This window comes from Pararhizobium sp. IMCC21322, assembly GCF_030758295.1.
Classification (GTDB): Bacteria; Pseudomonadota; Alphaproteobacteria; order Rhizobiales.
Window position 1 is genome coordinate 2,847,005 of sequence record NZ_CP132335.1, and the last position, 26,000, is coordinate 2,873,004.

At 52.9% G+C, this 26,000-nt stretch carries 25 protein-coding genes; 15 read left to right on the forward strand and 10 right to left on the reverse strand.

Translation table 11 applies throughout. From position 1 onward, the window contains the following. Positions 1-41: 41 nt before the first annotated feature. A complete protein-coding gene (locus tag RAL91_RS13445; protein ID WP_306256726.1) occupies positions 42-914 on the forward strand; it encodes an MBL fold metallo-hydrolase in 873 nt (290 codons plus the stop codon). A gap of 20 nt (positions 915-934) precedes the next feature. Here RAL91_RS13445 and RAL91_RS13450 read toward each other — a convergent pair whose 3' ends face one another. The 8 genes from RAL91_RS13450 to RAL91_RS13485 all read right to left on the reverse strand — a co-directional run bounded on the left by RAL91_RS13450 (position 935) and on the right by RAL91_RS13485 (position 8,678). Beyond that, on the reverse strand, positions 935-1,798 hold the full coding sequence (locus tag RAL91_RS13450; RefSeq protein WP_306256727.1) for an SIS domain-containing protein: 864 nt from the start codon (positions 1,796-1,798) through the stop codon (positions 935-937). Between the two features lie 228 nt (positions 1,799-2,026). Further along, positions 2,027-2,830, reverse strand: a complete 804-nt coding sequence (locus RAL91_RS13455; protein ID WP_306256728.1) for an inositol monophosphatase family protein — start codon at positions 2,828-2,830, stop codon at positions 2,027-2,029. Then, the gene (locus tag RAL91_RS13460; RefSeq protein WP_306256729.1) at positions 2,827-3,606 is read right to left on the reverse strand and encodes a metallophosphoesterase; all 780 of its coding nucleotides are present in this window, start codon (positions 3,604-3,606) and stop codon (positions 2,827-2,829) included. Before RAL91_RS13460 ends, RAL91_RS13455 begins: the two co-directional genes overlap by 4 nt. Before the next feature lie 52 nt (positions 3,607-3,658). After that, positions 3,659-4,471: a carbohydrate ABC transporter permease gene (locus RAL91_RS13465; protein WP_306256730.1), complete on the reverse strand. Its 813-nt coding sequence runs from the start codon at positions 4,469-4,471 to the stop codon at positions 3,659-3,661. Further along, complete coding sequence (locus tag RAL91_RS13470) at positions 4,468-5,343, reverse strand: carbohydrate ABC transporter permease (protein WP_306256731.1); 876 nt, start codon at positions 5,341-5,343, stop codon at positions 4,468-4,470. The genes RAL91_RS13465 and RAL91_RS13470 overlap by 4 nt, the downstream gene beginning before the upstream one ends. A 156-nt stretch (positions 5,344-5,499) precedes the next feature. Continuing rightward, positions 5,500-6,786, reverse strand: a complete 1,287-nt coding sequence (locus RAL91_RS13475; RefSeq protein WP_306256732.1) for an ABC transporter substrate-binding protein — start codon at positions 6,784-6,786, stop codon at positions 5,500-5,502. 51 nt (positions 6,787-6,837) lie between these two features. After that, on the reverse strand, positions 6,838-7,902 hold the full coding sequence (locus tag RAL91_RS13480) for an ABC transporter ATP-binding protein (RefSeq protein WP_306256734.1): 1,065 nt from the start codon (positions 7,900-7,902) through the stop codon (positions 6,838-6,840). Beyond that, complete coding sequence (locus RAL91_RS13485; RefSeq protein WP_306262925.1) at positions 7,899-8,678, reverse strand: DeoR/GlpR family DNA-binding transcription regulator; 780 nt, start codon at positions 8,676-8,678, stop codon at positions 7,899-7,901. The genes RAL91_RS13480 and RAL91_RS13485 overlap by 4 nt, the downstream gene beginning before the upstream one ends. A 641-nt stretch (positions 8,679-9,319) precedes the next feature. Here RAL91_RS13485 and RAL91_RS13490 point away from each other — a divergent pair. From RAL91_RS13490 to RAL91_RS13555, 14 genes are all read left to right on the forward strand, one after another. Continuing rightward, the gene (locus RAL91_RS13490; protein WP_371932544.1) at positions 9,320-10,207 is read left to right on the forward strand and encodes a substrate-binding domain-containing protein; all 888 of its coding nucleotides are present in this window, start codon (positions 9,320-9,322) and stop codon (positions 10,205-10,207) included. Positions 10,208-10,322: 115 nt separating this feature from the next. Beyond that, a complete protein-coding gene (locus tag RAL91_RS13495; protein WP_306256735.1) occupies positions 10,323-11,303 on the forward strand; it encodes an ABC transporter permease in 981 nt (326 codons plus the stop codon). A 5-nt stretch (positions 11,304-11,308) separates the two neighbouring features. Next, positions 11,309-12,058 carry an ATP-binding cassette domain-containing protein gene (locus RAL91_RS13500; RefSeq protein ID WP_306256736.1) on the forward strand — a complete coding sequence of 250 codons (750 nt, stop codon included), beginning with the start codon at positions 11,309-11,311 and terminating at the stop codon, positions 12,056-12,058. A gap of 9 nt (positions 12,059-12,067) precedes the next feature. Continuing rightward, the gene (locus RAL91_RS13505) at positions 12,068-13,096 is read left to right on the forward strand and encodes a hydroxyacid dehydrogenase (RefSeq protein ID WP_306256737.1); all 1,029 of its coding nucleotides are present in this window, start codon (positions 12,068-12,070) and stop codon (positions 13,094-13,096) included. A gap of 90 nt (positions 13,097-13,186) precedes the next feature. Next, positions 13,187-14,257: a Gfo/Idh/MocA family protein gene (locus tag RAL91_RS13510; protein WP_306256738.1), complete on the forward strand. Its 1,071-nt coding sequence runs from the start codon at positions 13,187-13,189 to the stop codon at positions 14,255-14,257. Positions 14,258-14,323: 66 nt separating this feature from the next. After that, entirely contained in the window at positions 14,324-15,109 is a 786-nt protein-coding gene (locus RAL91_RS13515) for an SDR family oxidoreductase (protein WP_306256739.1), read from the forward strand. A gap of 101 nt (positions 15,110-15,210) precedes the next feature. Beyond that, on the forward strand, positions 15,211-16,086 hold the full coding sequence (locus RAL91_RS13520) for a MurR/RpiR family transcriptional regulator (protein WP_306256740.1): 876 nt from the start codon (positions 15,211-15,213) through the stop codon (positions 16,084-16,086). A 120-nt stretch (positions 16,087-16,206) separates the two neighbouring features. Further along, complete coding sequence (locus RAL91_RS13525; protein ID WP_306256741.1) at positions 16,207-16,935, forward strand: SDR family NAD(P)-dependent oxidoreductase; 729 nt, start codon at positions 16,207-16,209, stop codon at positions 16,933-16,935. Between the two features lie 35 nt (positions 16,936-16,970). Next, positions 16,971-18,137, forward strand: a complete 1,167-nt coding sequence (locus tag RAL91_RS13530) for a Gfo/Idh/MocA family protein (RefSeq protein ID WP_306256742.1) — start codon at positions 16,971-16,973, stop codon at positions 18,135-18,137. Positions 18,138-18,153: 16 nt separating this feature from the next. After that, positions 18,154-19,068: a sugar phosphate isomerase/epimerase gene (locus RAL91_RS13535; RefSeq protein WP_306256743.1), complete on the forward strand. Its 915-nt coding sequence runs from the start codon at positions 18,154-18,156 to the stop codon at positions 19,066-19,068. Between the two features lie 110 nt (positions 19,069-19,178). Then, the gene (locus tag RAL91_RS13540; RefSeq protein WP_306256744.1) at positions 19,179-20,207 is read left to right on the forward strand and encodes an ABC transporter substrate-binding protein; all 1,029 of its coding nucleotides are present in this window, start codon (positions 19,179-19,181) and stop codon (positions 20,205-20,207) included. 79 nt (positions 20,208-20,286) lie between these two features. Then, positions 20,287-21,807 carry a sugar ABC transporter ATP-binding protein gene (locus RAL91_RS13545; RefSeq protein WP_306256745.1) on the forward strand — a complete coding sequence of 507 codons (1,521 nt, stop codon included), beginning with the start codon at positions 20,287-20,289 and terminating at the stop codon, positions 21,805-21,807. After that, a complete protein-coding gene (locus RAL91_RS13550) occupies positions 21,807-22,781 on the forward strand; it encodes an ABC transporter permease (protein ID WP_306256746.1) in 975 nt (324 codons plus the stop codon). Before RAL91_RS13545 ends, RAL91_RS13550 begins: the two co-directional genes overlap by 1 nt. Continuing rightward, positions 22,778-23,758 carry an ABC transporter permease gene (locus tag RAL91_RS13555; RefSeq protein WP_306256747.1) on the forward strand — a complete coding sequence of 327 codons (981 nt, stop codon included), beginning with the start codon at positions 22,778-22,780 and terminating at the stop codon, positions 23,756-23,758. The genes RAL91_RS13550 and RAL91_RS13555 overlap by 4 nt, the downstream gene beginning before the upstream one ends. Here the strand turns inward: RAL91_RS13555 and RAL91_RS13560 are convergent, their stop codons facing one another. Beyond that, a complete protein-coding gene (locus RAL91_RS13560; RefSeq protein ID WP_306256748.1) occupies positions 23,759-24,868 on the reverse strand; it encodes a hypothetical protein in 1,110 nt (369 codons plus the stop codon). Further along, on the reverse strand, positions 24,865-25,893 hold the full coding sequence (locus RAL91_RS13565; protein WP_306256749.1) for a LacI family DNA-binding transcriptional regulator: 1,029 nt from the start codon (positions 25,891-25,893) through the stop codon (positions 24,865-24,867). Before RAL91_RS13565 ends, RAL91_RS13560 begins: the two co-directional genes overlap by 4 nt. Between the last annotated feature and the right edge of the window lie 107 nt (positions 25,894-26,000).

Here is a 26,000-nt window from a genome sequence, read left to right on the forward strand (position 1 = left end):
CAAACCCTCTGGCCAAAACGCGCTCAAAGGACTGAAAGCCAATGCGGATTGAGGAGAATATCTGCTGGCCAAGTCCCGGCTCTGCCGGGCTTGTCTGGCTTGGCCAGGCAGGATTCTGGATTGAAACAGGTCAGCACAGAATCCTGGTCGATCCCTATTTATCCGACAGCCTGGCACAAAAATACAAAGGGGAGCCAAATGAGCATCAACGGATGATGCCACCCCCGTGCAGAATTGAGGACGTACCGCGCCCGGATATCATCCTGATTACACATGCACATACAGATCACATGGATCCCGACACGCTGGCACCCCTATGCACACGATACCCTGACGTCCCATTTGTTGTGCCGATATCCAGGTTTGAAGAAGCACAAAGTCGGATCGGGAAGAGCGCGAAACTTATTGGCGTTGATGCAGATGAAACGATCACACCCATTGACGGACTGACCCTAACTGTCTTTCCCGCAGCCCACGAAGAACGCACATATGACGATAACGGGCGCGATGTCTTTTTGGGTTTCGGGATTGAATCAGATGGTCTCAAGATACTTCATCCAGGCGATACCATTCCATTTCCGGGACTTTTCGAACGGATCAGCAAGTTTGCGCCAGATATCGCCCTGCTTCCTGTCAATGGCCGGGACAAGACAAGGTTGGCGCAAGGAATTCCCGGCAATATGAGCCTTGCGGAAGCAATTGAGCTTGGTCGGAACATAGCGGTCATCATCCCACACCACTGGGGTATGTTTTCCTTCAACACCATTGATCCGGAATTGATCGTAGTGGCAGCAAATGAATGCACAACGTTACAGATTGTGCTTCCGGTTTGTGGCAAGTTGCTGCGCATACACCCGGCAGATGCAGAGAACCGGCTCAGGGTCTCCATGGAGGTTTCCAGGAGCAAGACGTGAGCAATGGATCCGCTGCGGTTTTACAAAGTGTCGGTTGATCGGACATCAGCGAGAAACCGCTTCATGTCGGCTATGCGCAGCCTGTGATCGGGCGACTTCTTGAGCGCAACAATCGTTGATAGAATATCGACAATGACCAAGGCAGCCACGCGCGAAATTTGCGGTGTGTACTGATCTGTGTTTTCGAGTGTTTCGACAAGTAATCCGACATTACAAAATCGCAGCAATGGGCTGTTCGATCCGGTAATTCCAATTGTCTTTGCACCGTGTGCGCTGGCCGCCCGCATGGTTTGAGCGACCTCTTTGGTTGAGCCAGAGTTTGATATGGCAACCAAAACATCGCCGTCCCTCATCATGGAAGCGGCTATCAGCATCTGATGTGCATCGACTATTGCACTGCACGGAACGCCAAAAAGAGGGAATTTCTGCTGGGCATCCATAGCGACGATGGAGGACGCGCCCAAACCTATAAAGTGTATGTTTTTTGCATTGTGGAGAATGTCCACAGCTGCATCCAACGCCTTCAGATCCAGCCTGCTGCGCACCCAATCCAAACTCGTGAGATTGAAATCAAAGATCTTTCCCACGACCGTTTCAACATCGTCATCATCAGAGATCTCAGCTTGTGACGTGGACAAACCAAAAGCCAGAGATCGCGCCAGCTTGATTTTCATATCCTGAAATCCATCACATCCGATGGCATTGCAGAACCGTATCACGGTGGGCTCGCTGACGTCAGCCAATTTCGCCAGATCAGCGAGTTTCAACTCAGTCGCGCTGTTCGGATCTTCCAGAATTTTTGCCGCAACTTTCCGGTCCGATTTGCGAAGTCTATCCAATGAGCGGGAGATGTGTTCCAGAAGGTTTGGCGAACCACTAATCAAAATCGGCTCCCTTCATGGTTTCGTATATACACCGAAACAATCACCATATTGGTCTGGAACTGTCAAAACAAAACAGGGTGCAATTTATGACGTTTCTTTTCCAATAGTCCAAAGTTCCAACGTACTCAAAACCAGCTTGCCTGATTTTGTATGCGCATTTCTATGGACTGAGGCGTTGAGCCCGATGCCAACAGTTTTATCATGGTAAATGTGGTGCGGTAATCAGGGTTATTCGAGAGTTGTTCCATATGGCACGATAGTGGAAACGGACTGAAGAAATTCGGGCGTGCCACAGGCAAAACGAAGCTTGGATGTCAGATCTGTCTTGGTCCAGTCAACAGTGCTGTGAATGCCAATTTGCTCAAGAATCGGCAAAGCCGCCATCAAATCCCAGGTCGACTCGCCAATGCCGAGATACCCGTCGACCTGCCCAAGCGCCACCTCAATCAACGACACAGTGGCCGAGCCACAGCAACGGAACGACATGCGCGCGTCTTCCAGCACATAACGGAGTGTTTGCAGCCGTTGTTCAACTGCAATCGTCGGATGAAAGCCAACGCCACATGCAGCGCGGTGTTCGTTCAGCCCGGCTCGCTGCTCCATCACGGCACCGTTGAGCGTGCTGGGGTATCCAACGCCGCCAATCAATGTCTGAGACCGAACAGGCACGTGTATGACGCCGAAGGTGGGGCAATAATTCTCATAAAGACCAATAGAAACGGCCCACTGATCGCCTCCGCGAACAAAGTTGAATGTGCCATCAATGGGATCTACCACCCAGACGCGGCCCGTTGTGCCCTGACGCGCGGCTCCCTCTTCGCCGAATATGCCATCGTCGGGGAAAGCCTGCCCAAGACGCTCGGTCAAAAAGCGTTCTACCTCCTGGTCTGCAGCGGTTACCAGGTCGAGATGGCCCTTGGATTCAACGGGTACCGTTGCCAGTGTCTCGAAATGGGACATTGCAATGGCCCCCGCCTCGCGAGCCAGAGTTTCAACGATCGTGGCGTTATCTTGCACAGAAGTTTGGGTCAAAGTTCAACATACCTTGTGTGAATGGAAACGTTTTTTTCATCCGATATCCGATGAATGAAGTAGGCGTAGGGCTCGTTTACTGTTGTGGGCTCGGGCTCGGCAGGATCAAGCGTCAACGCGTGCTGGAAAGCAGGGCCACCACTAACCGCGCAGAAAATGCCATTCCACAGCGTTTGAAACGGTCGATGAATATGCCCTGAAAGGATGCGAATTGGCCCTTGATGGGCCACGACCATGCGTTCAAACGCGTCGCGCCCGTCCTGCAAGGCCATGTGATCAAGCGGAACCATGGTTGAAGGAAATGCGGGGTGGTGCATCAAAATCAGAGTCAGTTCACTAGAGGGTGCAGCCAGTCTTCCCTCAAGCCAGGAAAGCTGTGTCGGACTGAGCGCGCCCTGGACCTGGCCGTCCAACAGCGTATCGAGGGCGAGGATACGAATGTCTTTGAAGCGGGCTTCGTAGTTCAGAAAGGGGCCCGGTTCAAAGGGCAGCTTGTCCTTGAACATGGCGCGAAGGCCAGCGCGTTTGTCGTGGTTGCCAGGAACAACGAACATCGGAACATCGATCGGCGCCAGAATGTCGGCCAAAAGCGCATAATCTTCACTGGACCCGCCATCAGTCAGGTCGCCCGTGAACATGATTGCCTCGATCTTCGGCGTGAACGCAGCAATATCAGCGATGACCTTGCGCGCGGCATCAGCCGCATCCGCGCGAACGACTGTTGTTTCCGCAGCATTCGCGAAGACATGGAAATCCGAGATATGTGCGATGAGCATACCGTGATCCTGATTGTTTGTTTATGCGCGCCACAAGCGGTGCATAGGACGCCTATTTGATGCCTGCACGCATGAAATTAGCCACGAATTGGCGTTGGAAGATTATGAACGCAATGATCAATGGCGCGGTCGTCATAAGCGTGGCCGCATTGACCAGTGACCATTCGACACCACTATCCACGGTCGCGAAAACGCTCAGTCCGACCGTCAGAGGCCGCACTTCGGGCGAATTCGTGACAATCAGCGGCCAGAGAAAATTGTTCCAGTGAAAACTGATCGAAACCAGAGAATAGGCAAGATAAATTGGCCAGGCCAAGGGAACGTAGATATTCCACAGCACTCGCCAGGCTCCAGCGCCTTCGATCTGGGCAGCTTCGTCCAGAGATTTCGGCACGGTGAGAAACGTTTGTCGCAGCAGAAATATGCCGAACGCTGACGTCAAGTAGGGCAGGGCGATACCGATGATTGTGTCGGTCAGTCCGACGCGCGACAATGTCAGATAGTTTTCGACGATCAGGATTTCAGGTGAGATCAGCAGCTGAACCATGATCAGGGCAAACAGAAAGCCAGCCCATCTGAATTTATAGCGCACGAAGGCGTACGCGACGAGCGTACACAGAACCAGATTGGCGATAAGAATGATGGTGATCAGGATCAGCGTATTGAAGAAATATACTGAAAAAGGTGCTGCCTGCCAGGCCTCCAGGAAATTCGCGATGGTCCATGGCGCATCCCACTGAAAATTAGCTGAGTATTTTTCATCATGAAACGCTGTCCAGACAGAATAAATGAAAGGCAGCGCCCAGAGCGCAGCGATGACTGCCGCAAATGTCGACAGCAGGATTTTGTTCAAACCATTGCTCATTGATAATGCGCCTTCCTGTTCAAAACCCAGAATTGGAAGATAGCTAGAATTCCAAGCATGATGACCATCAACACCGTCAAAGTGGCGCCATAAGCAAAGTCTCTTTGGCGGAATGTGACTTCGTAAATGTAGTAGAGCAGCAGCGCGCTTGAGTTGTTGGGGCCGCCCTCTGTCATGACAATGACGTGGTCGACAAGACGGAAGGCATTGATGAGCGCATTGACCGCTACGAAAATCGTTGTAGGGCGGAGCAGAGGCAGGACAACATCTATGAAAATCCGGACGGAACCAGCGCCTTCAAGTTTTGCCGCGTCCTTCAGGTTTGTGGGTACTGACTGCAAAGCTGCCAGATAGAATATCATGAACAGGCCTGCCTCTTTCCAGACAGCCACAAACATCATCGAGGCCAAAGACGTTTCGGTGCTGCCGAGAAAATTGATAGACGGCAATCCGAAGATACCCAGTATCTGGGATGCAAGCCCGATACCCGGCGCGTAGAAGAACAGCCAGATGTTTGCGACAGCAATCATTGGCAACATGGTTGGCATGAAGAATGACAAGCGCATCAGTGTTGTACCGGGGAGCCTTGAATTTACCAGCAACGCCATCCCGATCGCCAAGCCAATTGCCAGCGGTATCGTTCCCAGCGCATAGATCGTGCTGTTCACAAGCACTTGTGCAAGCCTGTCGTCTTCAAAAAGTGCCTGATAGTTCTCAGCCCCGACGAAACGCGACGGACGGCGCGAACTGGCGTTGTTCCAAAATGAATTGATCAGGGCCTGAATGGCGGGATAATGCGTGAACGCCACCAGCAGGGAGCACGGAACGCCCAGCATGATGATTGCCAGCCCTATGGGCAGTCGTTTATTCATGATGCGCCGCCTGGTGCAGATTTCATGATTGTTGAGTCATTCTCAAATGGTTCAATAATCATAAAACATGCCCCGGATTCCTAATAAGTTACATGATGAAAGAAATGCTCCGCGCACGCTTCATATGCGCGGAGCCTGTTTCGTCAGATGTCAGCCTTACTGATATTCGCCAAGCACCTTGTCGGCGCCCTCTTGAGCCTCTGCCAGAGCGGCCGCTGGTTCAGCGTTGCCAGTGACGGCACTCTCGATTGCGTCGACCAGATATTGCGTCACCTTGGCGCGCTGGAAGGTTGCGAACTCACGTTCGGCATATGCAAGTTGGTCCAACGCGACCAGCGCCTGTGGCAAGCGTTCGGTGTATGCCTTCATCGCTGGCGTTTCCCAAGTGTCAGGACGCGGGGCTACATAGCCAGTTGCGATGCTCCAGCGAGCTGCACTTTCGGGCGATGTCATGAAACGGATAAAGTCCATTGCCGCTTCGCGCTCCTCATCTGTTGTTTCCTTGAAGATGTAAAAATTACCGCCGCCGATTGGTGCGCCGGGCCCATCTCCACCTGGAAGAAAGCCAACACCCCAGTCAAACTCAGCGTTTTCCTCAATGAAGGCCAAATTACCGGTCGACGTCCACATGGAGGCCGTCTGCCCTTCGAGGAACGCTTTTGGTGTGTCACCCCAGGTGATGCCGCCCGGTGCCATGACTTCCTGCTTCGCCAACTCCAGCAGGAATTCCAGCGAAGCGACTGTTGCAGGTGTGTTGATGCGGGCTTCTGTTCCTGTCTCTGTCGTCAGAACATCACCTTTGGATACTACCAAACCGCCAAAGAGCCATGCGCCACCAAGACCCAACGTTGGAATGCGTGTGCCCCAGCGGGTCACGTTTCCGTTGTCGTCCTTGACTGTCAGTGCCTTGCCAGCCTCAATCATCTCATCCCATGTGGCAGGCGGTGCCTCGGGGTCCAGACCGGCTTCGCGGAACGCATCTTTATTATAGTAAAACACGGGTGTTGAGCGCTGAAACGGGATTGCGTAGGTCTTGCCCTCGAACTGGGCATCCTTCATGAAACCCGGGTAGAAACCGGCCATCCATTCCTTGTCTGCGTCCGACGTCGCAACATCGGAAATTGGAAGGATCACATCCTCTTCGATCAGCGTGAAAAGATCGATGGAAAGCAATACGGCAACCTGTGGCGGTTGTCCTGCATTTGCGGCGGTCAATGCTTTGGTCGTCGTCTCTTCATAATTGCCCGCGTAAACCGCCTTCACTGTGTGCTGGGGATTCTTCGCTGCCCATTCGTCGGTCAATTCCTGAATGGTTGCAACCGCAGGCGCGTTTACGCCAACTGGAAAGTAGAATTCAAGATCGGCTGCAAAAAGAGCTGTAGAGCTAACCCCCATAAGGCCAGCGATGCCGAACGTTATTGCATGGGAATTCCGGAGTTTCATTGTTGTTTCCTCTTCTTTTTCTGAATCGTCGGCGGTTTGTCCACCGATCTTTTATGTTTCGAACGGGACACGTCTCCCGGTAGATTTTGAAAACAGATGCGTTGCCGATCTGTCCCAACCCACAACGATTTCTGTGCCCTGTGCCGGCACGTCTTCGCCTGTATGTGATAAAATGAACTTTGACCCGGATGGTGAAACCAGATGGACAAGGAACACGCTGCCTTCATATTCAACGCTTGCGACCCGGCAGGTGGCAGAAAAGTCCAGGTCCTGTCCCGGAAAAATCAGGCTCTCCGGCCGCACACCGATAAGAAAGTCGGATGGATTTGCAGAGGTTGTTGTCACAAATTCTGGGGGCATAGTGACGTCTGGCGCCTTTAACAGGTTCATCGGCGGCGTTCCGATGAAACCGGCGGCAAAAACCGAGGCAGGATTGTCATAAAGCTCTTTTGGCGTGCCAATTTGTTCCGCCCGTCCTGAATTCATCAAGACCACGGTATCGGACATCGACAATGCTTCGCTTTGATCGTGGGTCACATAGACAATTGTGATCCCCAGTTCCTTGTTCAGCGCCCTGATCTCGCTACGAATTTCCGTACGCAGCTTTGCATCCAGGTTCGAAAGTGGCTCGTCCATGAGCACCAGGGGGCGTTCTGAAACCAGAACGCGCGCAAGCGCAACTCGCTGCTGTTGGCCTCCAGAGAGCTGTGCCGGCTTGCGGTCCAGAAGCGGGCCAAGCGCCATAAGGTCGGCCACGCGATCAACCGACTTTTCTCGGACCTGCTTCGCGACCTTTCGAACTTTGAGACCGTAGGCGATGTTATCGGCCACGGTCATATGCGGAAATAACGCGTAGTTCTGAAAGACCATTCCGATGTTTCGTTGATCTGCCGGAAGGCGCGATACGTCTTTCCCGTCGATCAGGATTTTGCCATCGCTCATCTCATCAAGACCGGAAATCAATCGCAATGCTGTGCTTTTGCCGCACCCTGACGGGCCGAGGAGAGTCAGGAACCCACCTGGTGCAATCTGAAAATCGATGCCCGTAAGAACTTCGATGTGGCCCCAGTGCTTCCGCAAATTCTGGACATTCAATGAAACGCCGGTGTTTGTCATACTAACAGGAGCTCCAGATTTGCCTGCGTTACCTGGGCAGCCGTAGCCTCATCCAGTTCGACGTTGGTGATGATGCCGGAAATTTCATCGAACCGCGCCGTGCGCATGAAAGCATTGGATTTGAATTTGCTGCTGTCAGCCACCACAAAACGCCTTCGGCTGTTCAGGATGACTTCTTTCTGAACCTGAGAATAGGCTTCGCTGGCGACGCTGATCGAGCTCTTATGTACGTCGACCGCTGAACAGCACAAAAAGGCTATGTCGAATGAAAGGCCTCTCAGTGCAGAGATTGCGAGCGTACCGGTAAAGGAGTCGTTCACCGGCTGGTACGCCCCTCCGATCATGTAAAAATTGGAAATCCCTTGCGCTTGTAACTGATTGGCAACGCCAAGAGAGGTGGTGACATAATTGCATCCTGGCTTCTTGTGGGCATGGGCTGCAACCGCATGAGCAGTCGTTCCGGCATCCAGAAAGACCACCTCGTCGCCAGAAAGCATTTCTATGGCGGCTGCGCCGATACGACGCTTTTCTTCGGCGCCGACCGACTTTCGCTCTTCGTTTGGAAGATCGACCATGACGTTTGAGTTGACCAAAACGCCGCCATGGGTTCGGACAACGACACCTCCGTCGTCGAGCGCCTTAAGATCGCGCCGAATCGTGGCCTCGGAGACTCCAAACTGATCACTGAGATCCCGAATGCCCATTGATCCACGAGCGCGGACAACTACGGCAATTTTCTGCCTCCGGACCGCTGCTAAATCTAGATGTTCAGACATTTTCACCTCACCGGGTACTCCTCTGAGGCGAGGAGAATTTCGTCAATTTTTTGCAAGTTTAAGCAGATATAAACATAAGTGATCATAATAGTGCATCTTCAATCACGCAAGACAAATCTCGCCGAACTGTTGTTGTGGTGCCAGGGCGCGGCATTCAGGGCGGGGTAATCTGGCTCACTCTCACCACACGCCACGCACCAAAAGCCGCACAGGGCTTCGCGTGTCGGAACATTGAAAAAATCATGATGTGTGCTTGCAAAGCGAACTTGAAGAGATTGAGTTCCCGGCGCAGTGCTTTAGTTGTGGTGACATCTTCTGCTCACTAATGGTTGAGCTTAGGCAAGCATTCAGGTGCCGATATACAATCGACATTCCCACATAAAAACGCTGAGGTAGTCTGCTTGGGATTCATCCACCTGAGGTGGTCACAGACGCTGATGGCGATGAATGGTTAGCAATTTCCAAGATTGCATTTTTGATTTTTCTTTTCCATAGTCGGTGAGGCAGTGAGTGTGTTCGCAGATCGAAAGACGTAGGTTTTGAGAAACAGACACTCTGCCATTGCCGCTTTCACATGGGAGAAAACTATGATGTTAAATAAACTGAAAATTCTGGCCGCAACGGCTTTGTTGGCGGTTGCCATGCCCGTTGGTGCAGCCCAGGCCGAGAAAACCTTTTTCTGGGTTTCGCATGGCTCACCGGCTGATCCGGTATGGACTTATTTTCTGGATGGCGCCAAGCAATGGGGCGAGGACACTGGCAACAATGTTAATACGTCGTTCCACAGTGGCGATGTGCCATCTCACCAGGAAGCAATCCGTGCCGCCATCGCAAGTGGCGCAGATGGCATTGTGACCTCAAGTCCTGATCCAGGCAGTCTGGTAGAAGTGGCAAAAGAAGCCAACGATGCCGGTATCCCGATCATCAACATGAATACACCTGACCCATCAGCCAGCTTTGACGCCTATGTAGGCGGCGATCTGGTGGTTTACGGACGCAGCTGGGCTCAATACCTCGTTGACAATGATTTGGTCAAAGAAGGCGACTTTGTCTGGATGCCTGTTGAAGTACCTGGTGCGACATATGGTGTTCAGGAAGAAGAGGGCATTGCCAGCGTCTTTGAGCCAATGAACATCACTTGGGAAGTCACCGATGCGACGCTTGACCAAGGTGAAATCATCACACGCATGACTGACTACATGACAGCCAATGGCGATAAGATTGATGCGATCATCGGTCTTGGCGATTTGGTGACCGGATCAGTGCGCCGGGTCTTTGACCAGGTTGGCGTCAAAGCCGGCGACATTCCAGTTGTGGGTTGGGGCAATTCGCTTGATACCACGCAGTCTGTGCTTGCTGGATATGTGAATGCTGCGCAATGGCAGGATCCTCAGGCAACAAGTTATGTGGCCCTTTCATTGGCAGCCATGGCCGCCAGTGGCATTCCTCCTGGCTTTGATATCATCACAGGTGCGCTGTACGAGAAAGACACAGCACAGGTCTATGATGACGTCCTGAGCGGGAACTAAAACAGAATGCCAGCGCCCAAAAAAATGGGCGCTGGCATTTGCATTTTTGGCGAAGTACCCAGCGCCACCTGTCCTGAATGCCTTAAAGTCTCTTTTTGAAAGTAGTCATGAGCTCATGGGAAAGTTGTCTAAGCTTCTGAGTGTCAGACCAGAGGTGGGGCCAGCCGTATTGCTGGTTTTGCTGGTCGTTATATTTACCTCCATCAATCCAAAATTCCTGTCTATTTTGAATATCAGCAACACACTCGCGTTCACCGTTGAACTTGGTTTGATCGCGTTGGCCATGACCCTCCTGATGACATCAGGCGAGTTTGATTTGTCCGTGGGGTCTGTATTCGGTCTGACGCCCGTTATCATGTGGGCGCTTTTCAACGGCACAGATATTCCGCTGGCGTTTGCCTTTCTGTTCGCGATGGCAATTGCGATTTGCATTGGTCTGATCAATGGATGGTTTGTCACATATCTTAAAATCCCGTCCTTTCTGGTTACGCTCGGTATGTTGCTTGTGGCGCGCGGCACCGCGCTTTACATCACGGATGGTTTTCCTCAACGGACCTGGAATGCAAGCGACGAGTGGTTGTCAGCAGTTTTAGTTGGCGATATCCAGATTGGCGCGCTGCGGCTCTATATGTCGCTTTTCTGGTTCGTTTTGGCCGCTGTCCTGCTGCACTACACGCTGCAAAAGACAAAATTTGGCAACTGGATTCAAGCGTCCGGCGGCAACGCCCATGCGGCCCGCGCACGTGGCGTGAGGGTGGATGCGACAAAGATCAAACTTTTCGTCTTAAGCTCTGCTTTGGCCGGTTTTGCCGGTATCATCAGCTCCATACGTACGTCCGCCGCTAACCCGAACAGCGGTACAGGCTATGAATTGGAAGTGATTGCTATGGTCGTCATCGGCGGCACAGCTCTTATGGGCGGGCGCGGCACGATTGTTGGCACAGTCATAGGTATCTTTATCCTGCGCCTGATGCGCAATGGCATCGTGATGATTGGAGTGCCGGGCCTGGCTTATAACATTTTTATCGGTGCAATTATTCTGGCAATGATGGCCCTTCATTCATGGCTTGATCGCCGCAATCATTCGGGAGGCTAAGTCAGATGTCGGAATTACTTGTGCAGATGGACAATGTGTCCAAAAGCTACGGACCGATAAATGCCCTCGGCGGCGTTAATCTGTCGGTCTATCGCGGCGAAGTGGTTGGCTTGTTGGGTGACAATGGTGCGGGAAAATCCACTTTGATCAAGGTGCTTTCCGGCGCTGTCAGGGCAACAGGTGGAACCATCTCGATCAAGGGCAAACAGGTGGAAATGAACAGCACCACCGATGCGATCGACAATGGCATTGAGACCATTTATCAGGACTCCGCGCTGGTAACCCAGCTTTCGATTGCGCGAAATCTTTTTCTCGGTCGCGAGCCGATCAAAGGCTCAAAACTTTTTGGCCGGATGGATGAGGAGAAGATGGAGGCAGTCGCCTCTGAGCTTCTAAAAGAAGTTGGTATTTCGAAAAATATTCCACCAACAACCCCAATCAGTGCTTTGTCGGGCGGTGAACGACAGGCGGTGGCGATCGCCCGCGCCATGCACTTTGAAAGTGATTTGATTATCCTGGATGAGCCGACCAACAATCTTGGCGTTGCTGAAACGCAGGGTGTTTTGCAATTTGTTCGCAATGCCAAAGCGTCCGGCCATTCCTGCATTTTCATCGCTCACAACATCCATCACGTTTTCCAGGTGGTCGACCGCATTGTTGTCATGCGGCGCGGCGAGATTGTTGCCGATGACATTGATCCCAAAACGACAACGGTGGATGCGGTTGAACGCATCATCACCGGAATGGACAGTTAAGAGGCCTGAATGAACGACCTACGCCCCCTTGTCATCAGTGCGCCGGACCCGCGCGATCTTGATTTGATCTTCACGAAAGACGCACGCCAAGCCTTGTTCGACACCTACCGTATTGTGGAGTGCGAAGCGGATGAGCTGAACCAGCTTGATCCAGCCATTTTGAGCGAAGCAAGTTACGTGTTGGGTCAGCCGCCAATTTCGGACGAACTGCTCGGCAAGCTGACATCCTTGCGCGCGGTGCTCAATGTCGAGGGCAATCTGTTTGACAACATGCCCTATGACACTTTGTTTGCACGCGGCATTCATGTGCTGACCACCATGGCGGTGTTTGCAGAACCCGTCGCGGAACTTGGTCTTGCTATGGCTTTGAATTTGGCGCGCCGCATTATTGATGCAGATCAGGCGTTTAATACTGGGGATGAAAAATGGGGACTGGAAGGCAACCATAATACAAAATTATTGTCGGGCGCCGATGTGGGCTTTGTCGGCTTTGGCGAGTTGGGCAAGGCCATCAATAAACTGCTGACCGGTTTTCAACCCAATGTCATTGCCTATGATCCCTGGCTCCCTGCGTCTGTGTTAAAGCAGCAGGGCGTGAGACCTGCCAGCCTGGAAGCTGTGCTGAAAGACAGTGACTTTGTGTTTGTGGTCGCGTCCGTCACAAGCGAGAATGAAGGTTTTCTGAGCGCGAAAGAGTTTGCGTCAATGCGCGCCGGTGCGGCGCTCATTTTGGTCAGCCGTGCCGCTGTGGTCAATTTCGATGATTTAATTGACGCTGTGGAATCTGGCCATATTGGTGCGGCCAGTGATGTGTTTCCCGAAGAGCCATTGTCGCAAAATCATAGAGTGCGCAAGACCAAAAATTTCATTCGCTCGGCGCACCGGGCGGGCGCCATGGACGTCGCTTTCAAGCGCATGGGTTATATGGTTCTTGAAGATATGGCATTGATGGATCGCGGCTTACCGCCGATGCGGTGCAAGCGCGCTGAACGTGAGACAGTTGGCATGATGCGGTCAAAACCGGTGGACAAAAGCTGACATGTCTATGTAGCGGATGGTTCGCTGCGAAATTTGGCGCATTCCGGCGGCACTGCGTACCAAGTGATAGCAAGCGAAGGAGGGTGCCTTGTGACTGATCAGGCGAGAACAGTGCGGGTATTGGTAGTGGGGCTTGGCACCATGGGGGAAAGCCATGCGCTAGCCTATCACACAAATCCAGGCTTTGAGATTGTCGGCTTGGTCAATCGCAGTGGTCGAGCACCGTCGACAGTGTTAGCAAATTATCCGCTTTTCACTGATTTCGACAAAGCATTGTCTGCCGTAGAGCCTGATCTTGTGGCTATCGCGACCTATCCGGATACCCATGCGTCCTATGCAATATCTGCCATGGAGGCGGGGGCTCATGTCTTCCTGGAAAAACCCATTGCCACCACTGCGCGTGACGCAAACCGAGTTGTCGAGGCTGCTGAGCAACATAATCGGAAATTGGTTGTGGGATATATCCTGCGGCATCATCCCTCATGGATGCGGCTGATTGATGAGGCAAGGGCACTTGGCGGTCCTTATGTGTTTCGTCTGAACCTCAATCAGCAGTCTTTTGCAGAGACATGGGAGGCGCACAAGAATCTCATGCGCTCTTTGTCACCCATCGTTGATTGCGGTGTGCATTATGTGGATGTGATGTGCCAGATTACCGATGCCAAACCCGTTAGCGTGCGCGGTATGGGCGTGCGTTTATCCGAGGAAATCGCGGCGGACATGTATAATTACGGTCATTTTCAGGTGGTCTTCGACGATGGGTCCGTGGGCTGGTACGAGGCGGGCTGGGGGCCAATGATGTCTGAAACCGCACACTTCGTGAAAGACATTGTGTCGCCGAACGGCGCTGTATCCATCGTGCCAGATCCCGCCGCCGATTCTCAATCCATCGATAATCATACCAAGGCAAGCCACATCCAGCTCCACCGCGCCGCTTTGGACAAGGACGGGAATTTCGTTCAAGCGGATCATGTCATGGAGATGGAAAGCGAACCAGGCCACCAGGGATTGTGTGACCGGGAGCAGGCTTTCATGCTCAAGGCAATTAAAGATGATCTGGATTTGTCGCGTCATATGAACGATGCTGTGCAGTCGCTCAAAATATGTCTTGCAGCGGACGAAAGCATCCGCATGGGGCACGAGGTGATTTTAGCGGAATAGAGCGGCTAGGGACAAGAAGTCCGGGCTTGATGCTGATATGAATTGCGCCAATGAAAAGGGACGACAATGGACATAAATGTGAATGGCAAAGTGGTCCTGGTAACAGGGTCAACGCAAGGGATTGGCCAAGCGGTTGCCATGGAATGCGCGCGGAGCGGCGCTGCAGGTATTATCATCACCGGGCGTAGAGCTGATGCTGGTAAAGCGGTCGTTGAAGAGATCGAGAAGCTTGGCGTGAAGGCAAGTATGGTGGCTGCAGACTTGCTGGCTGAGCAGGCAGGCGAACGCATTTTTGATCACGCTTTATCCGCATTCGGACGGGTGGACGCGTTGGTTAACTGTGCAGGTCTGACGACCCGAGCCGGGGCAGAAGATGCGGATCGCGCCACATGGCAGGCCCTGTTCAAAGTAAACACCGAAGAAGCATTTTTTCTGATGCAGCGGATGATTCAGCACTTGAAAGCTGAAAAGCGCAGCGGATCCATCGTCAATATATTATCCATCAACATGCATGGGGGCAGAAAGGACCTGACTGTCTATTCAGCCACCAAAGCGGCGCTGGCCCTGATCACCAAGAATGTCGCGCAGCATCACAGATGGGATCGCATTCGTGCAAATGGGATAAATGTGGGCTGGGCAGATACGCCGGGAGAACGGATCATGCAGGCGCAAACTCTGGGTCATGGCGATGGATGGTTAGAGGAGGCGGAGGCAAAGCAGCCCTTCGGCAAATTGCTTCATGCGGACGATATCGCCCGGTTGGCGGTCTACCTCATCAGCGAAACCTCATCGCCCATGACCGGTGCAATTATCGATCAGGAACAATCGGTCGCAGGGGGGCTTGATGCATAATTTGGAACTTGTTCTGCAATCAGCCCAATATCGTGTTAAAAGTGTGTTGCTGATCGGCGAAACACCTTCCGCATCAAATCACAACAAGGTGCTCAACTGATATGTCTTCCAAAAGGCCCGACATTGAGGCCGCAGAACTTGCCATAGATTTTGCCAAGCTGGTGGATATTCTGGTGGAGCGTCAATCGAGTCTGCCCAAACGGCTTCGTGAGTTCGCTCAATTTTGTCTGAACAATCCTGAAGATATTGCGATGTACAATATTGTGAGCCTGTCACAATTGGCAGGTGTGCCCGCCGCGACCATAACCCGCTTTGCCAAGGAAATGGGGTTTGCCGGCTTTACCGAGTTGCAGGCTGTGTTTCGCCAGCGCCTGATCGGACCACGCATGACCTATGCTGACCGTATCAAAGCCCTGGGTGATGCAAGTGCACAGCGGGACGGGGTCAATGTTGATCTTGAGCATCCACGAGCAATTTTGGATACGTTTTTTCAAACCGGAGTGGACTCGCTTTTGCGGCTGCGCGACGATGTTCAAGAACAGCCTCTGGAAGCTTTTATTGATTGTTTGGCCGGTGCTGCAGCCGTTCATATTGCCGCAGCGCGTGGTGCCTACGGGGTAGGTGCCTATTGCTTTTACGGGTTTTCCAAAACCGGAAAACGCGCGCATATGATTGATAATCTGGGCGCAATGCGCGAGCAGCAGGTTGGTGCCATCCGCAATGATGAAGTGGTATTGGTGCTGACCTTTGATGACTACTCGGCAGAAACTGTCGATGTTGCCACGATGGCGGTCCAGCAAAACAAGACCGTCATCGCCATTACCGACAATGAGCTAAGTCCGGTGGTCAAGCTGGCCAAACATGTCCTTTATGTCAAAGAGGCACGTCTGGGCCATTTCAGATCACAGGTGCCAGCGCTTGTACTTTGCCAGTCGATCATTGTCAGTGTTGGCCAGCGTCAGGATGGGGTTAATTGAGCATTCTGCCGATTACTTCATAACCATTTTGAACAGATATTTCTAAAATTCAAATAATGAAAATCGCCTTGCGTTTTGCCAAACCCCATGGAAGACTGTGTCCGCCGGGGAGCAAATTATATGGAACCATCAGGGTTTTTTGACTTTTCAAATCAAAGAGTTCTTGTCGTTGGCGCAAGTCGTGGCGGCATCGGATCGGCCATCGCCGCTGCGTTCAAGGCTGCCTCTGCCGACGTGACTATAACTGGCGTAGAGCCGGAGCCCGCACCGGCAGACCGAGGCGTCTATTCATACAGGCAATTTGATGTCACCGATGGTGCGTCGATCGATAAGATCGCAGGCGAAATCGATGCCCTGGACATTCTGGTGAATTGTGCCTCCATCACCTCGCGGGGCGAGGAGATGAACCCTGACTTTTTTTCCAAGGTCATAGAGGTTAATCTGGAGGGTACGTTTCGCGTGAGCGCCGCGCTGCTGGATCAGTTGAAAAGATCGAAGGGCAAGGTGATCAATATCTCCTCGATGTATGGTTCGTTTGGCAGTCCGATGAACCCCGCTTATGGCGCTTCCAAAGCCGCCGTCAAACAGCTCACGAAATCGCTGGCAATCGCCTGGGCTGAGCACGATATTCGTGTCAACTGCATTGCACCCGGTTTTATTATCACGGAACAATCAGCCAAAAGTCGAGCAAATCCAGCGCATGTCGAAGCGGTCAATGCGCGCACACCTATGAAGCGTTGGGGACAGCCTCAGGATTTGGCGGGTCCCACCCTGTTTCTTGCTTCACCCGCATCAGCATTCATGACAGGCACATGTTTGAACGTCGATGGAGGTTACTCAGTTGTTTAGAGATCGATATGCCATTGGCAAAATGGAGCATGTGAATGGTTAGCCCTGGGTCAATTGGTGCTGCGGTTATTGGCACAGGTTTCATCGGCACGGTCCACGTTCAGGCGCTTCGGCGGCTGGGCGTCCATGTCCTGGGCGTGTTGGGCTCAAGTGCTGCGCGGGGCGCAGAGGCTGCACAAACGATAGGTGTCCCAAAAGCATATGCTTCTCTGGAAGAATTGCTCGCGGACGCCGACGTGAAAGTTGTACATGTTACTTCGCCCAATCAGTTCCATTTCTCGCAGGTTAAGCAGATTTTGGCTGCTGGACGGCATGTAGTGTGTGAAAAACCGCTGACGATGACCTCGGCTGAGGCTATTGAACTGGTCGCACTTGCGAAAGCCAGCAATCTCATCACGGCCGTGAATTACAACATTCGTTACTATCCGTTGAACCAGCACAGTCGCGCCATGGTGGCGGCTGGCGACTTGGGTGATGTGCGTTTGATTACCGGCCACTACATGCAGGACTGGTTGTTATTCGACACAGACTGGAACTGGCGGCTGGAAGCTGACAAGGGCGGCCTTCTGCGTGCCTTTGGCGACATCGGCACCCATTGGATTGACCTCACCAGTTTTATCAGCGGCCTTAAAATCACATCTGTTATGGCAGAATTATCGACCTTCGTGAAAACCCGCCAACAGCCCGTTGGTCCAGTTGAAACATTCTCGCAAGATCGTTCGGGCGAAACCGTTGCCAGAAACATTACAACCGAAGACAGTGCGCTATTGCTGCTGCGGTATGAAAATGGTGCGCGCGGCTCTGTGGTCGTCAGCCAGGTAAGCCCGGGCAAGAAAAACTCTTTGTGCTGGCAAATCGACGGTTCAAAATCGTCAGCAGCCTGGGATTCTGAAAAACCGGATCACTTGCCCATTGGTCATCGTGACAAGCCAAATCAAACATTGCAACGTGATGCGGCTTTGATGAACGCGGCGGGTGCTGCCGCAGCCGCTTTGCCGGGTGGTCACGTCGAGGGTTTCGCAGATTCCTTTTTCGCGCTGTTTCGTGAGATCTATGGGGCGATTGAGGCAGGTCAGCCGCCAGAAAACCCCGGTTATGCCAGCTTTGCAGATGGTTGTTACGAAATGTATGTATGTGATGCCGTTTTGGAAAGCGCGCGGCTTGGGCGTTGGGTAGACCTCAAATCAGAAGCAAGTTCTTGAAACAAAGAGAGGTGACATGCAGCTTGGAATATTGACCGCACCGTTCCCCGAAACGGATTTGATGGATGTGGCAGATTGGGCCGCTTCATCAGGCTTTACGGCGCTCGAAGTGGCGTGTTGGCCTGTGGCCGATGGGCCTGTCAGGCGTTATGCGGGAACCACGCATATTGATGTGGCCAACATCACTGCGGTGCAGGGCTCTGACATTGTGGCTGAATTATCGGGCAAGGGTGTCTCTATATCGGGGCTTGGCTACTATCCAAATCCCTTGCACCCGGACGCGGCGCATCGTGACGTGGTGTTGGCGCATTTGAAGTCGGTGATTGATGGTGCGTCCAAGATGGGCGTTCAGGTGGTCAACACATTTTGCGGTGGGGATGCATCGGTTAATATTGATGAAAACTGGGCACGCGCACAGACCATTTGGCCAGATATTATCAGTTATGCCCGCGACAAGGGCGTGAAGATTGCATTTGAAAACTGTCCCATGATCTTTAGCCACGATGAATGGCCAGGCGGACACAATATTGCCTATTCACCCTATATCTGGCGGCGCATCCTGGAAGCTTGGGGTGGCGATGTCGGCATGAATTTCGATCCAAGCCATTTGGTTTGGCAAATGATAGACCAACGTCGTTTTGTGCGTGAATTTGGTGCACATATGCTTCATGTTCATGCCAAGGATTTAATGATTGACCATGATGGACTTTATGAACGCGGCATCATGTCTGGTGGAATGGGCTGGCAGGTGCCTCGGATGCCAGGTCTTGGCGATGTGAACTGGGGTCATTTTTTCGCCGATCTGTACCGTGCAGGCTATGATGGCCCTGTCATCATTGAGCATGAGGATCGTGATTTTGAAGGTGACGACGCTGGCATAAAGCGTGGCTTTTTGCTGGCCCGTGATACATTGCAGCCATACATTCATTGATGCGGTGTCTGCAATGCAATGACTGAAATACGATGACTGGAATTTGAATTCGGGGCTAACCGCCCGGAGTGGACTGGAAATGAGGAGAAATCAAAATGGGAGAAATGAATATGAGCAACAGATTATTTAAAGGCGCACTTTTGGGTGCATTCACGCTTGGCTTGATGTCAACCGCGATGGCAGCTGATTATACCATCGGCATATCCAATACAGTGCAAGGCAATGGCTGGCGTGAAGAGATGGTTTGCGCCATGAAAGCGGAAGCTCTGGCTTCCGGTAAAGTTAAATCGCTCAACATCGCGCACCGCAATACCGACGCAGCCGGACAAATTGAGGACATCAACAACCTCATTCAAGCTGGCGTGGACGCGATTGTGGTCAATCCTTCCAACCCTGATGGCATCAAATCTGCCGTGAAAGCTGCGACCGATCGTGGCATCGTGGTGGTGGCCGTTGACCAAGCGGTGAATGAAGATTCCGCGTACGTGCTGTCGAACAACCAGGAGCAATATGCCTATTTGGGCGCAAAATGGTTGTTCGAGCAAATCGACGGAAAGGGAACTGTTGTCTATATGCGCGGCGCTGCTGGCGCATCTGCTGATGATGACCGCGATAAGGGCTTCAAAAAAGCATTGGCGGAATTTCCCGATGTCAGCGTTGCGTTGGAAGTTTTCACCGGTTGGCAACAGGATCAGGGAAAACAGCAAATTCTGGATTACATCGCGACTGGAATTCCGTTTGATGGAGTTTGGACTTCGGGCATCGATAATGTGATTGTCGACGCGTTTGTTGAATCCGATACACCGCTCGTACCAATCGTCGGTGCGGATAATGCCGGTTTTGTTGGCCAGCTTAACTCCGTGGACGGACTGGTCGGTGCTGCCGTCACCAACCCAGGTTCTGTCGGTGGTGCAGGTGTAGCCCTCGCTATCCGGTTGCTGGAAGGTGAAAAACCAGCAGACCGCGTGGTCCTGGTTGATCCTGAATTGTGGGAAAATGCCACCGATGCAGGAAAAGCCAAGTTGCAAGCTGCAGCTGATCCATCGCTGGATCCGGAATGGCCCGTCTCCATCATGATCCCCGAATGGACAAACTACACCAAAGCGCAGATCATCGCTTGTAAAGGTCCTGGCGAGTAACCTTCGCCCGGCTGCGGGTCGCTGGCGTTTGTCGCCAGCGACCCGCACGCTTGTTTATGGTCTGAGGGGACTTTGACATATGGCGCTAAGCCCAATTTTGAGCGCGCGGCACGTGGCCAAAAACTATGGTGCGGTTGCTGCGCTCAAGGATGCGTCACTCGATGTCGCACCCGGTGAAGTCATTGCGCTTATGGGTGCAAATGGTGCGGGAAAATCCACTCTCGTTAAAATTCTGACCGGCGCAATCAGTCCAAGCGCCGGGGAAATCACCATCCGCGGGAACCGTTTCAAAGTCAGCTCTCCAGCGGATGCACGCCGTGCAGGACTGGTACCGGTCTACCAGGAGCCGTCCCTCATTCCTGATTTGAACATTCTGGACAATTTGAAACTTGGCGCTACGCCGGTTGAACCTTTTCGTCATTGGCTTGGCGAATTGGGTGTGCCTGATGTGGATTTGATGGAGCTGGCGCGGCATCAGCCATTGGCGGTGCAGCGCGTGATTGACCTGGCCCGCGCGCTTGCCAGCGAGCCAGCCATTTTATTGCTGGATGAAATGACAGCTGCGCTGCCAGCAAATCTTGTCGACCGCGTGCTTGATGTCGTGAAGCAGCAAAAGCCATTGGAACGCTCGGTTATATATATTTCCCACCGGTTTCCCGAAATTGCAGCGGTTTGCGACCGCGCTATGGTGCTGCGTGATGGTAAGACTGTGGGCGACCTGCCCATCACTGAGGGGGTTGAAGAGGAAATCGTGGAGTTGATGCTGGGCGATGCCATCAAAGCCCAGAAGAGGGCCTATGCAACAGCATCTGTAAGCGAAGCATTGAAACCGCGACTGGAAGTATCGCAATTAGCCGCTGGTTCAAAACTGACCGATGTCTCATTTGATCTACGTGCTGGCGAGGTGCTCGGCGTCGTCGCCCTTGAAGGACAGGGGCAAGATGAGCTGTTTGAAGTTTTAGCAGGTATGGCCCAGCCCGACGGCGGCGGGTTTTCAATCGATGGCACGCCATGCCGATTTAAACATCCGGCCGATGCAATTGCAGCAGGCCATGTCTATGTGCCGGGCGACCGCGCCGAGGCATTGCTGATGCAGCGCTCGGTGCGCGAGAATATAGCCATTCCATTCCACACCAGGCCCTCACAATGGGGCTTGATTGATATGGCAGCGGAAAAGGCAAAAGTGGACGCTGCGATTGAGCGACTGCAGATAGATACCCGGGCGCAGGGCGAAGTGCAGCGGTTGTCTGGTGGTAACCAGCAAAAAGTGACGATTGCCCGCTGGTTAGCCATGGGGTTTCAGACGATCCTGTGTTTTGACCCCACCCGCGGGATTGATGTGCGAACAAAACATCAGATTTACCCGCTGTTGCGCGAACTTGCCGAGCAAGGCTCATCGGTTTTGTTTTACACATCTGAATTGGCCGAAGTGCAGCAGGCCTGTGACCGTGTCGTTGTCATTTTCAATGGCCGGGTGGTGGACCAGATGGACGCCGAGCACGCAGATGAACCAACTTTGATGCGCGCAGCCTACGGATTAACCGCAGATGATACTCTGCCTGAGGCTGCACAGACTGCTGCGCCGGGGCCGGTTATTTGATGTTCCGTTTTTTGCGCAAACACTATTGGACTTTCGGCCTGCTGCTGATTCTGATCGCGCTGCTGATTTTCACCCGCGTGATCCAACCCAATTTTGGCACGTTCGGATTGGAAGCCCTGACACGGGCCGCATTGCCGTTTGCTTTTGCAACGGCAGCACAGGCGATTGTCGTGATTGCAGGCGGTATTGATCTGTCAATTGCATCCATGATGGCCGTTTCCAGCGTCACCGCTGCTGTCCTGATGGATGGCGCGAGCGAGCAATTCGCATTTCTTGTGATCCCCATCGTACTGCTGGTCGGCGCGACCATGGGGGCTATTAACGGGTTTTTGATCGTCATCACCCGTGTCCCGGACATTGTGGTGACGCTTGCCATGTTGTTTGTGTGGGAAGGGGTTGCCTTGATAATTTTGAATTCACCCGGTGGTGGTTCTGCCCAGTGGGTTCAAGGCATGCTGATTGGCCCGATTGTATTGGGGTTTATTCCCGATGTCGTGACGCAATGGGTTCCCAAAGCGTTCATCGTGATGGTGATATGTTTGTGTATTGTGTGGATACCGCTGCGCAGGTCGAATTTCGGCCTGTCGGTTTATGCGATCGGTTCATCTGACATGGCGGCCTTCCGGTCCGGCGTCAATGTCAACCGAACCAAGATTTCTGCCTATGCAATTTGCGGATTGTTTGCAGCGATGGGCGGTTTGGTGCTGACGGCCAGCACAGGCATCGGAGCGCCCATTCCCGGTCCTTATCTGTTGGCCAGCGTTGCAGCTGTCGTGCTGGGCGGTGTAACTTTGGGCGGCGGCGTGGGCGGTCTGCTCGGACCCATTATTGCAGTATTGATATTGCGTTTGATCCGAACGGACCTCACGCTCTTGTCGGTCGATCCCAACATTACAACCATTGTTGAAGGGACCATCATGGTGATTGTGGTGATGGCAGGCGGATTTATGGCATCCAGGCGGCAGATAAAATGACTTCTGTATCCAGCAGTTCAAATAATTGGTTGAAATCCCTGCGTACCTTTGTGCGGGACTATCCCATTATTCCGTTGATCATCCTGTTGCTAGGTCTTGTGGTTGCCCTTGAGGTGATGCGGCCCGGCATCATCAACGAACGCTGGATGGCAAACACAATCAAGTTTGCAATTCCGCTCGCCATGCTTGCCGCCTGCCAAACCTTGACGATGCTCACAGGCGGCATTGATCTGTCCGTCGGAGTGGCAGCGACTGTTAGTGCTTTTGTTGCTGCAAGCCAATTAACGGTTCTTGGGCCAACGGGGGCCATTCTTGTCGCGCTTGTTCCACCGCTGCTCATTGGCCTGGTCAATGGGGTAGGGGTTGCACTGTTTCGGGTGCATCCGTTGATCATGACCTTGGGGACAGGCCTGATAGGTACGGGTTGCTTGCTGGTTTACCAGCGCACAGTTATTGCATCCGGCTCATCAGTTCCCGATATCCTGTCCTGGCTGGGAACCGGGTTGAGTTACGGGGTTCCAAACTCGTTGATCATCTTCGTGCCTCTGGCGGTTATCATCATTGTAGGGCTACGCCGCACCGGGTTTGGACGGTTGCTTTACGCTGTGGGTGAAAACGAAGACGCAGCCCGTTTGGCCGGTGTGCGCACATGGCAAGTGCTTATCACGCTGTATGTCATTTCAGGCTTTATCGCCGGTATCACTGGCCTGCTTTATCTTGGGTTGATCAAAGCGCCATCGCTGTCGCTTGTTGAACCGCGGGTTTTGCCCTCGGTCGCTGCTGCTGTTATCGGCGGGACATCGATTTTCGGTGGCCGTGGCGGCTATTCAGGTACAATTGTCGGCGCGTTGATCCTCACCGTTTTGGCCACCATGCTCACGGTCATGCAGATACCTGAAGGCACACGTCGCATTTTCTTCGGCCTCATCATTTTGGGTGTTACCGCGATCTATGTGCGTCTGACTCAGGACCGATGATCACAGCCCAAAATGGGCGCCATGAAATGTCACAGACCGCGTATCGCCACTGACGTCCAGAAGAACAAGATGATCGGCATTGATCTGGATATCACTGATTTTCGTCCATCCACTTGGCGGCGCAATCGCACCAAATGCATAATTGATGGTGGCCACACGATCCGTTGATAATGCAAGACCCTGTGGCAGCCCATAGGGCGACCGCTCAACTGCGCTGGCGAAGACACCGTTGTTATGGCAACTGGTGGCAACTTCCTCGATGCCAAGCACATGCTTGTGCCTGCTCAGCCAAGGCGCATAGTTGCGCCCGCCATTGCTCATCCATAGCAATGTTTCCGGCAATGCCGTGGCATCCTTGATTGCAAAAAACAGAAAACCGTCCCGCTGGGCCAGGGCCGCTGTCCAGCCAAGTCGCGCAGAGGGGCGTTCTGCCATGATGACCAGATCTTCATGGTTTTCAGCAAATGGGTAATTGCAAAAGTCGACCCGTTCGCCAGATTGCATTTCCAACGGTCCAGGGCCGTCGATCTTCTGCGGGTACTTTAACAGGGACGTGCCCCTCGACGCATCAGGCTCGGGTGCCTGCGCCGGAGTTGCTGCAAACTGCTTTTCCGAAAAACTCAAACTTGCGCCGCCAGGCACACAAATCATGGCATGGTGGCCAACGGGCAAATGGCCTTCTCCGCCGCTAAACTGATGGCGTTGATAGAGCAGTGGATCGCCGGGATGAAGTTCAAATTGCTTTGTAACAACAGCGCCCTTCACCTTTTTACGCAGTTGATAGGCGGCAGATATCGCATTATCGGGCGCGCTATCAGGTGCCGGGGGCAGTGGGCTCCAATGTCCGTTGGCAGTGTTGCCATGGATCGGTTCTGCTCCACCGCCACCAAATGGCGCGCAGAAAAAATCGCCTGAAAGCTTTTGTTCGACCAAAGAGATATCGTCAAAAATCTCAACCGGGTCCAACGCCCATGGCGCCGTATGCAGCGGTTTTATCGCAGCACCTGTTGGGGATGTCATAGTGAAGTTTCTAATCATGCCGCCGTGACGGTCAAATTCAAAAGAAACAGGCGTGTTTGTCATTGCTTCATTGCTGATTGTGTCGGTCATAGCGGTATGTTTTCCGGAAAGATTGCCTGAATGGCAATGGATGGCGGTGCTGGTTGCGTGTGGCCGCGTGCCGCGGCAACCAAATGATCAACGGCGGAGCGCGCCTCCTCTTCGGCATCCTCGTTAATAATCGCATCCATGGCACCATCAATGAGATATTGCCGCGTATCATCGGTAAGGCCATGACCGATGACGGTTATGCTCTGAGCTTTATCAGTGATGTTCAGTGCATCAATGATGCCGGTTTGACCGGCCCCGATGCAATAGATGCCGTTAAGATCCGGATGGATTTTGAGCAGTTCAAGCAAAGTGTCACGCGCACAGATGTTGTCTTCAGCCACCTCATGTTCTGCCACGATTTTTACGTGCGGAAATTGATCGCGCAGAACGCTTCTGAAACCCATCTCACGCTCCTCATGGCCCAAATAGGCGCGAAGCCCCAAAATGATAGCCGTTTTGGCGCGCGGCGCGACGATCAGCTTGCCCATCAAATAGCCGGCAAGGCGGCCAGCCGCATAATTGTCTATGCCGATATAGGCGCGGCGGTTTATCTGGCGGATATCAGAGGCAAGCGTCACGACTGGGATGTTGCGTGCGTCGAGGCCGCGAAGCGCATGGCGCACTTTGGCCGTGTCCACGCCAATAATACCGACACCGTCGGACGCATCGCTTATCTTGTTTATCGCTTGTAGCACGGCCGCTTCGGTGGCGCTGGTCAGGTGGTGAGTTGTCACCGACACACCTTCAATTGAACGGCAGTAGCTCTCAATATGATGCGCCTGATCGGCCAAAAATGGGTTGCGATAATCGGGGAAAACAAAGTCGAGTTCTACAGTTTCATGAAGACCTGTCGGCGTGGTCGGATCATCGCCGTTTAGTTGACGCACAGTAGACAAAACGTGCTGCCTTGTGTGCAGCTGGACGCCGTCCCGGCCGTTGAGCACCCGGTCCACGGTAGCTTTGGACACACCGGCGCGCTTGGCGATCTCTGCGACTGTGGTTTTGGTTTGGCGGGGCCTTGTCAACATTGCTTCCTTCATACAACGTAATAAAACCTCATTTTGAGGTCTTATCAAGAAAAATTGTCAGAAAGCCTGCGATTTGGTCGAAATTTGCGCGAAAAACCCTTGAC

Bases quoted from the DNA above. Each gene is read 5' to 3' on its own strand.
- RAL91_RS13445 (WP_306256726.1), top strand. From the start codon at position 42: ATGCGGATTGAGGAGAATATCTGCTGGCCAAGTCCCGGCTCTGCCGGG.
- RAL91_RS13460 (WP_306256729.1), bottom strand. From the start codon at position 3,606: ATGCTCATCGCACATATCTCGGATTTCCATGTCTTCGCGAATGCTGCG.
- RAL91_RS13465 (WP_306256730.1), bottom strand. From the start codon at position 4,471: ATGAGCAATGGTTTGAACAAAATCCTGCTGTCGACATTTGCGGCAGTC.
- RAL91_RS13470 (WP_306256731.1), bottom strand. From the start codon at position 5,343: ATGAATAAACGACTGCCCATAGGGCTGGCAATCATCATGCTGGGCGTT.
- RAL91_RS13475 (WP_306256732.1), bottom strand. From the start codon at position 6,786: ATGAAACTCCGGAATTCCCATGCAATAACGTTCGGCATCGCTGGCCTT.
- RAL91_RS13480 (WP_306256734.1), bottom strand. From the start codon at position 7,902: ATGACAAACACCGGCGTTTCATTGAATGTCCAGAATTTGCGGAAGCAC.
- RAL91_RS13485 (WP_306262925.1), bottom strand. From the start codon at position 8,678: ATGTCTGAACATCTAGATTTAGCAGCGGTCCGGAGGCAGAAAATTGCC.
- RAL91_RS13490 (WP_371932544.1), top strand. From the start codon at position 9,320: ATGCCCGTTGGTGCAGCCCAGGCCGAGAAAACCTTTTTCTGGGTTTCG.
- RAL91_RS13495 (WP_306256735.1), top strand. From the start codon at position 10,323: ATGGGAAAGTTGTCTAAGCTTCTGAGTGTCAGACCAGAGGTGGGGCCA.
- RAL91_RS13500 (WP_306256736.1), top strand. From the start codon at position 11,309: ATGTCGGAATTACTTGTGCAGATGGACAATGTGTCCAAAAGCTACGGA.
- RAL91_RS13505 (WP_306256737.1), top strand. From the start codon at position 12,068: ATGAACGACCTACGCCCCCTTGTCATCAGTGCGCCGGACCCGCGCGAT.
- RAL91_RS13515 (WP_306256739.1), top strand. From the start codon at position 14,324: ATGGACATAAATGTGAATGGCAAAGTGGTCCTGGTAACAGGGTCAACG.
- RAL91_RS13520 (WP_306256740.1), top strand. From the start codon at position 15,211: ATGTCTTCCAAAAGGCCCGACATTGAGGCCGCAGAACTTGCCATAGAT.
- RAL91_RS13525 (WP_306256741.1), top strand. From the start codon at position 16,207: ATGGAACCATCAGGGTTTTTTGACTTTTCAAATCAAAGAGTTCTTGTC.
- RAL91_RS13530 (WP_306256742.1), top strand. From the start codon at position 16,971: ATGGTTAGCCCTGGGTCAATTGGTGCTGCGGTTATTGGCACAGGTTTC.
- RAL91_RS13535 (WP_306256743.1), top strand. From the start codon at position 18,154: ATGCAGCTTGGAATATTGACCGCACCGTTCCCCGAAACGGATTTGATG.
- RAL91_RS13540 (WP_306256744.1), top strand. From the start codon at position 19,179: ATGAGCAACAGATTATTTAAAGGCGCACTTTTGGGTGCATTCACGCTT.
- RAL91_RS13545 (WP_306256745.1), top strand. From the start codon at position 20,287: ATGGCGCTAAGCCCAATTTTGAGCGCGCGGCACGTGGCCAAAAACTAT.
- RAL91_RS13550 (WP_306256746.1), top strand. From the start codon at position 21,807: ATGTTCCGTTTTTTGCGCAAACACTATTGGACTTTCGGCCTGCTGCTG.
- RAL91_RS13555 (WP_306256747.1), top strand. From the start codon at position 22,778: ATGACTTCTGTATCCAGCAGTTCAAATAATTGGTTGAAATCCCTGCGT.
- RAL91_RS13560 (WP_306256748.1), bottom strand. From the start codon at position 24,868: ATGACCGACACAATCAGCAATGAAGCAATGACAAACACGCCTGTTTCT.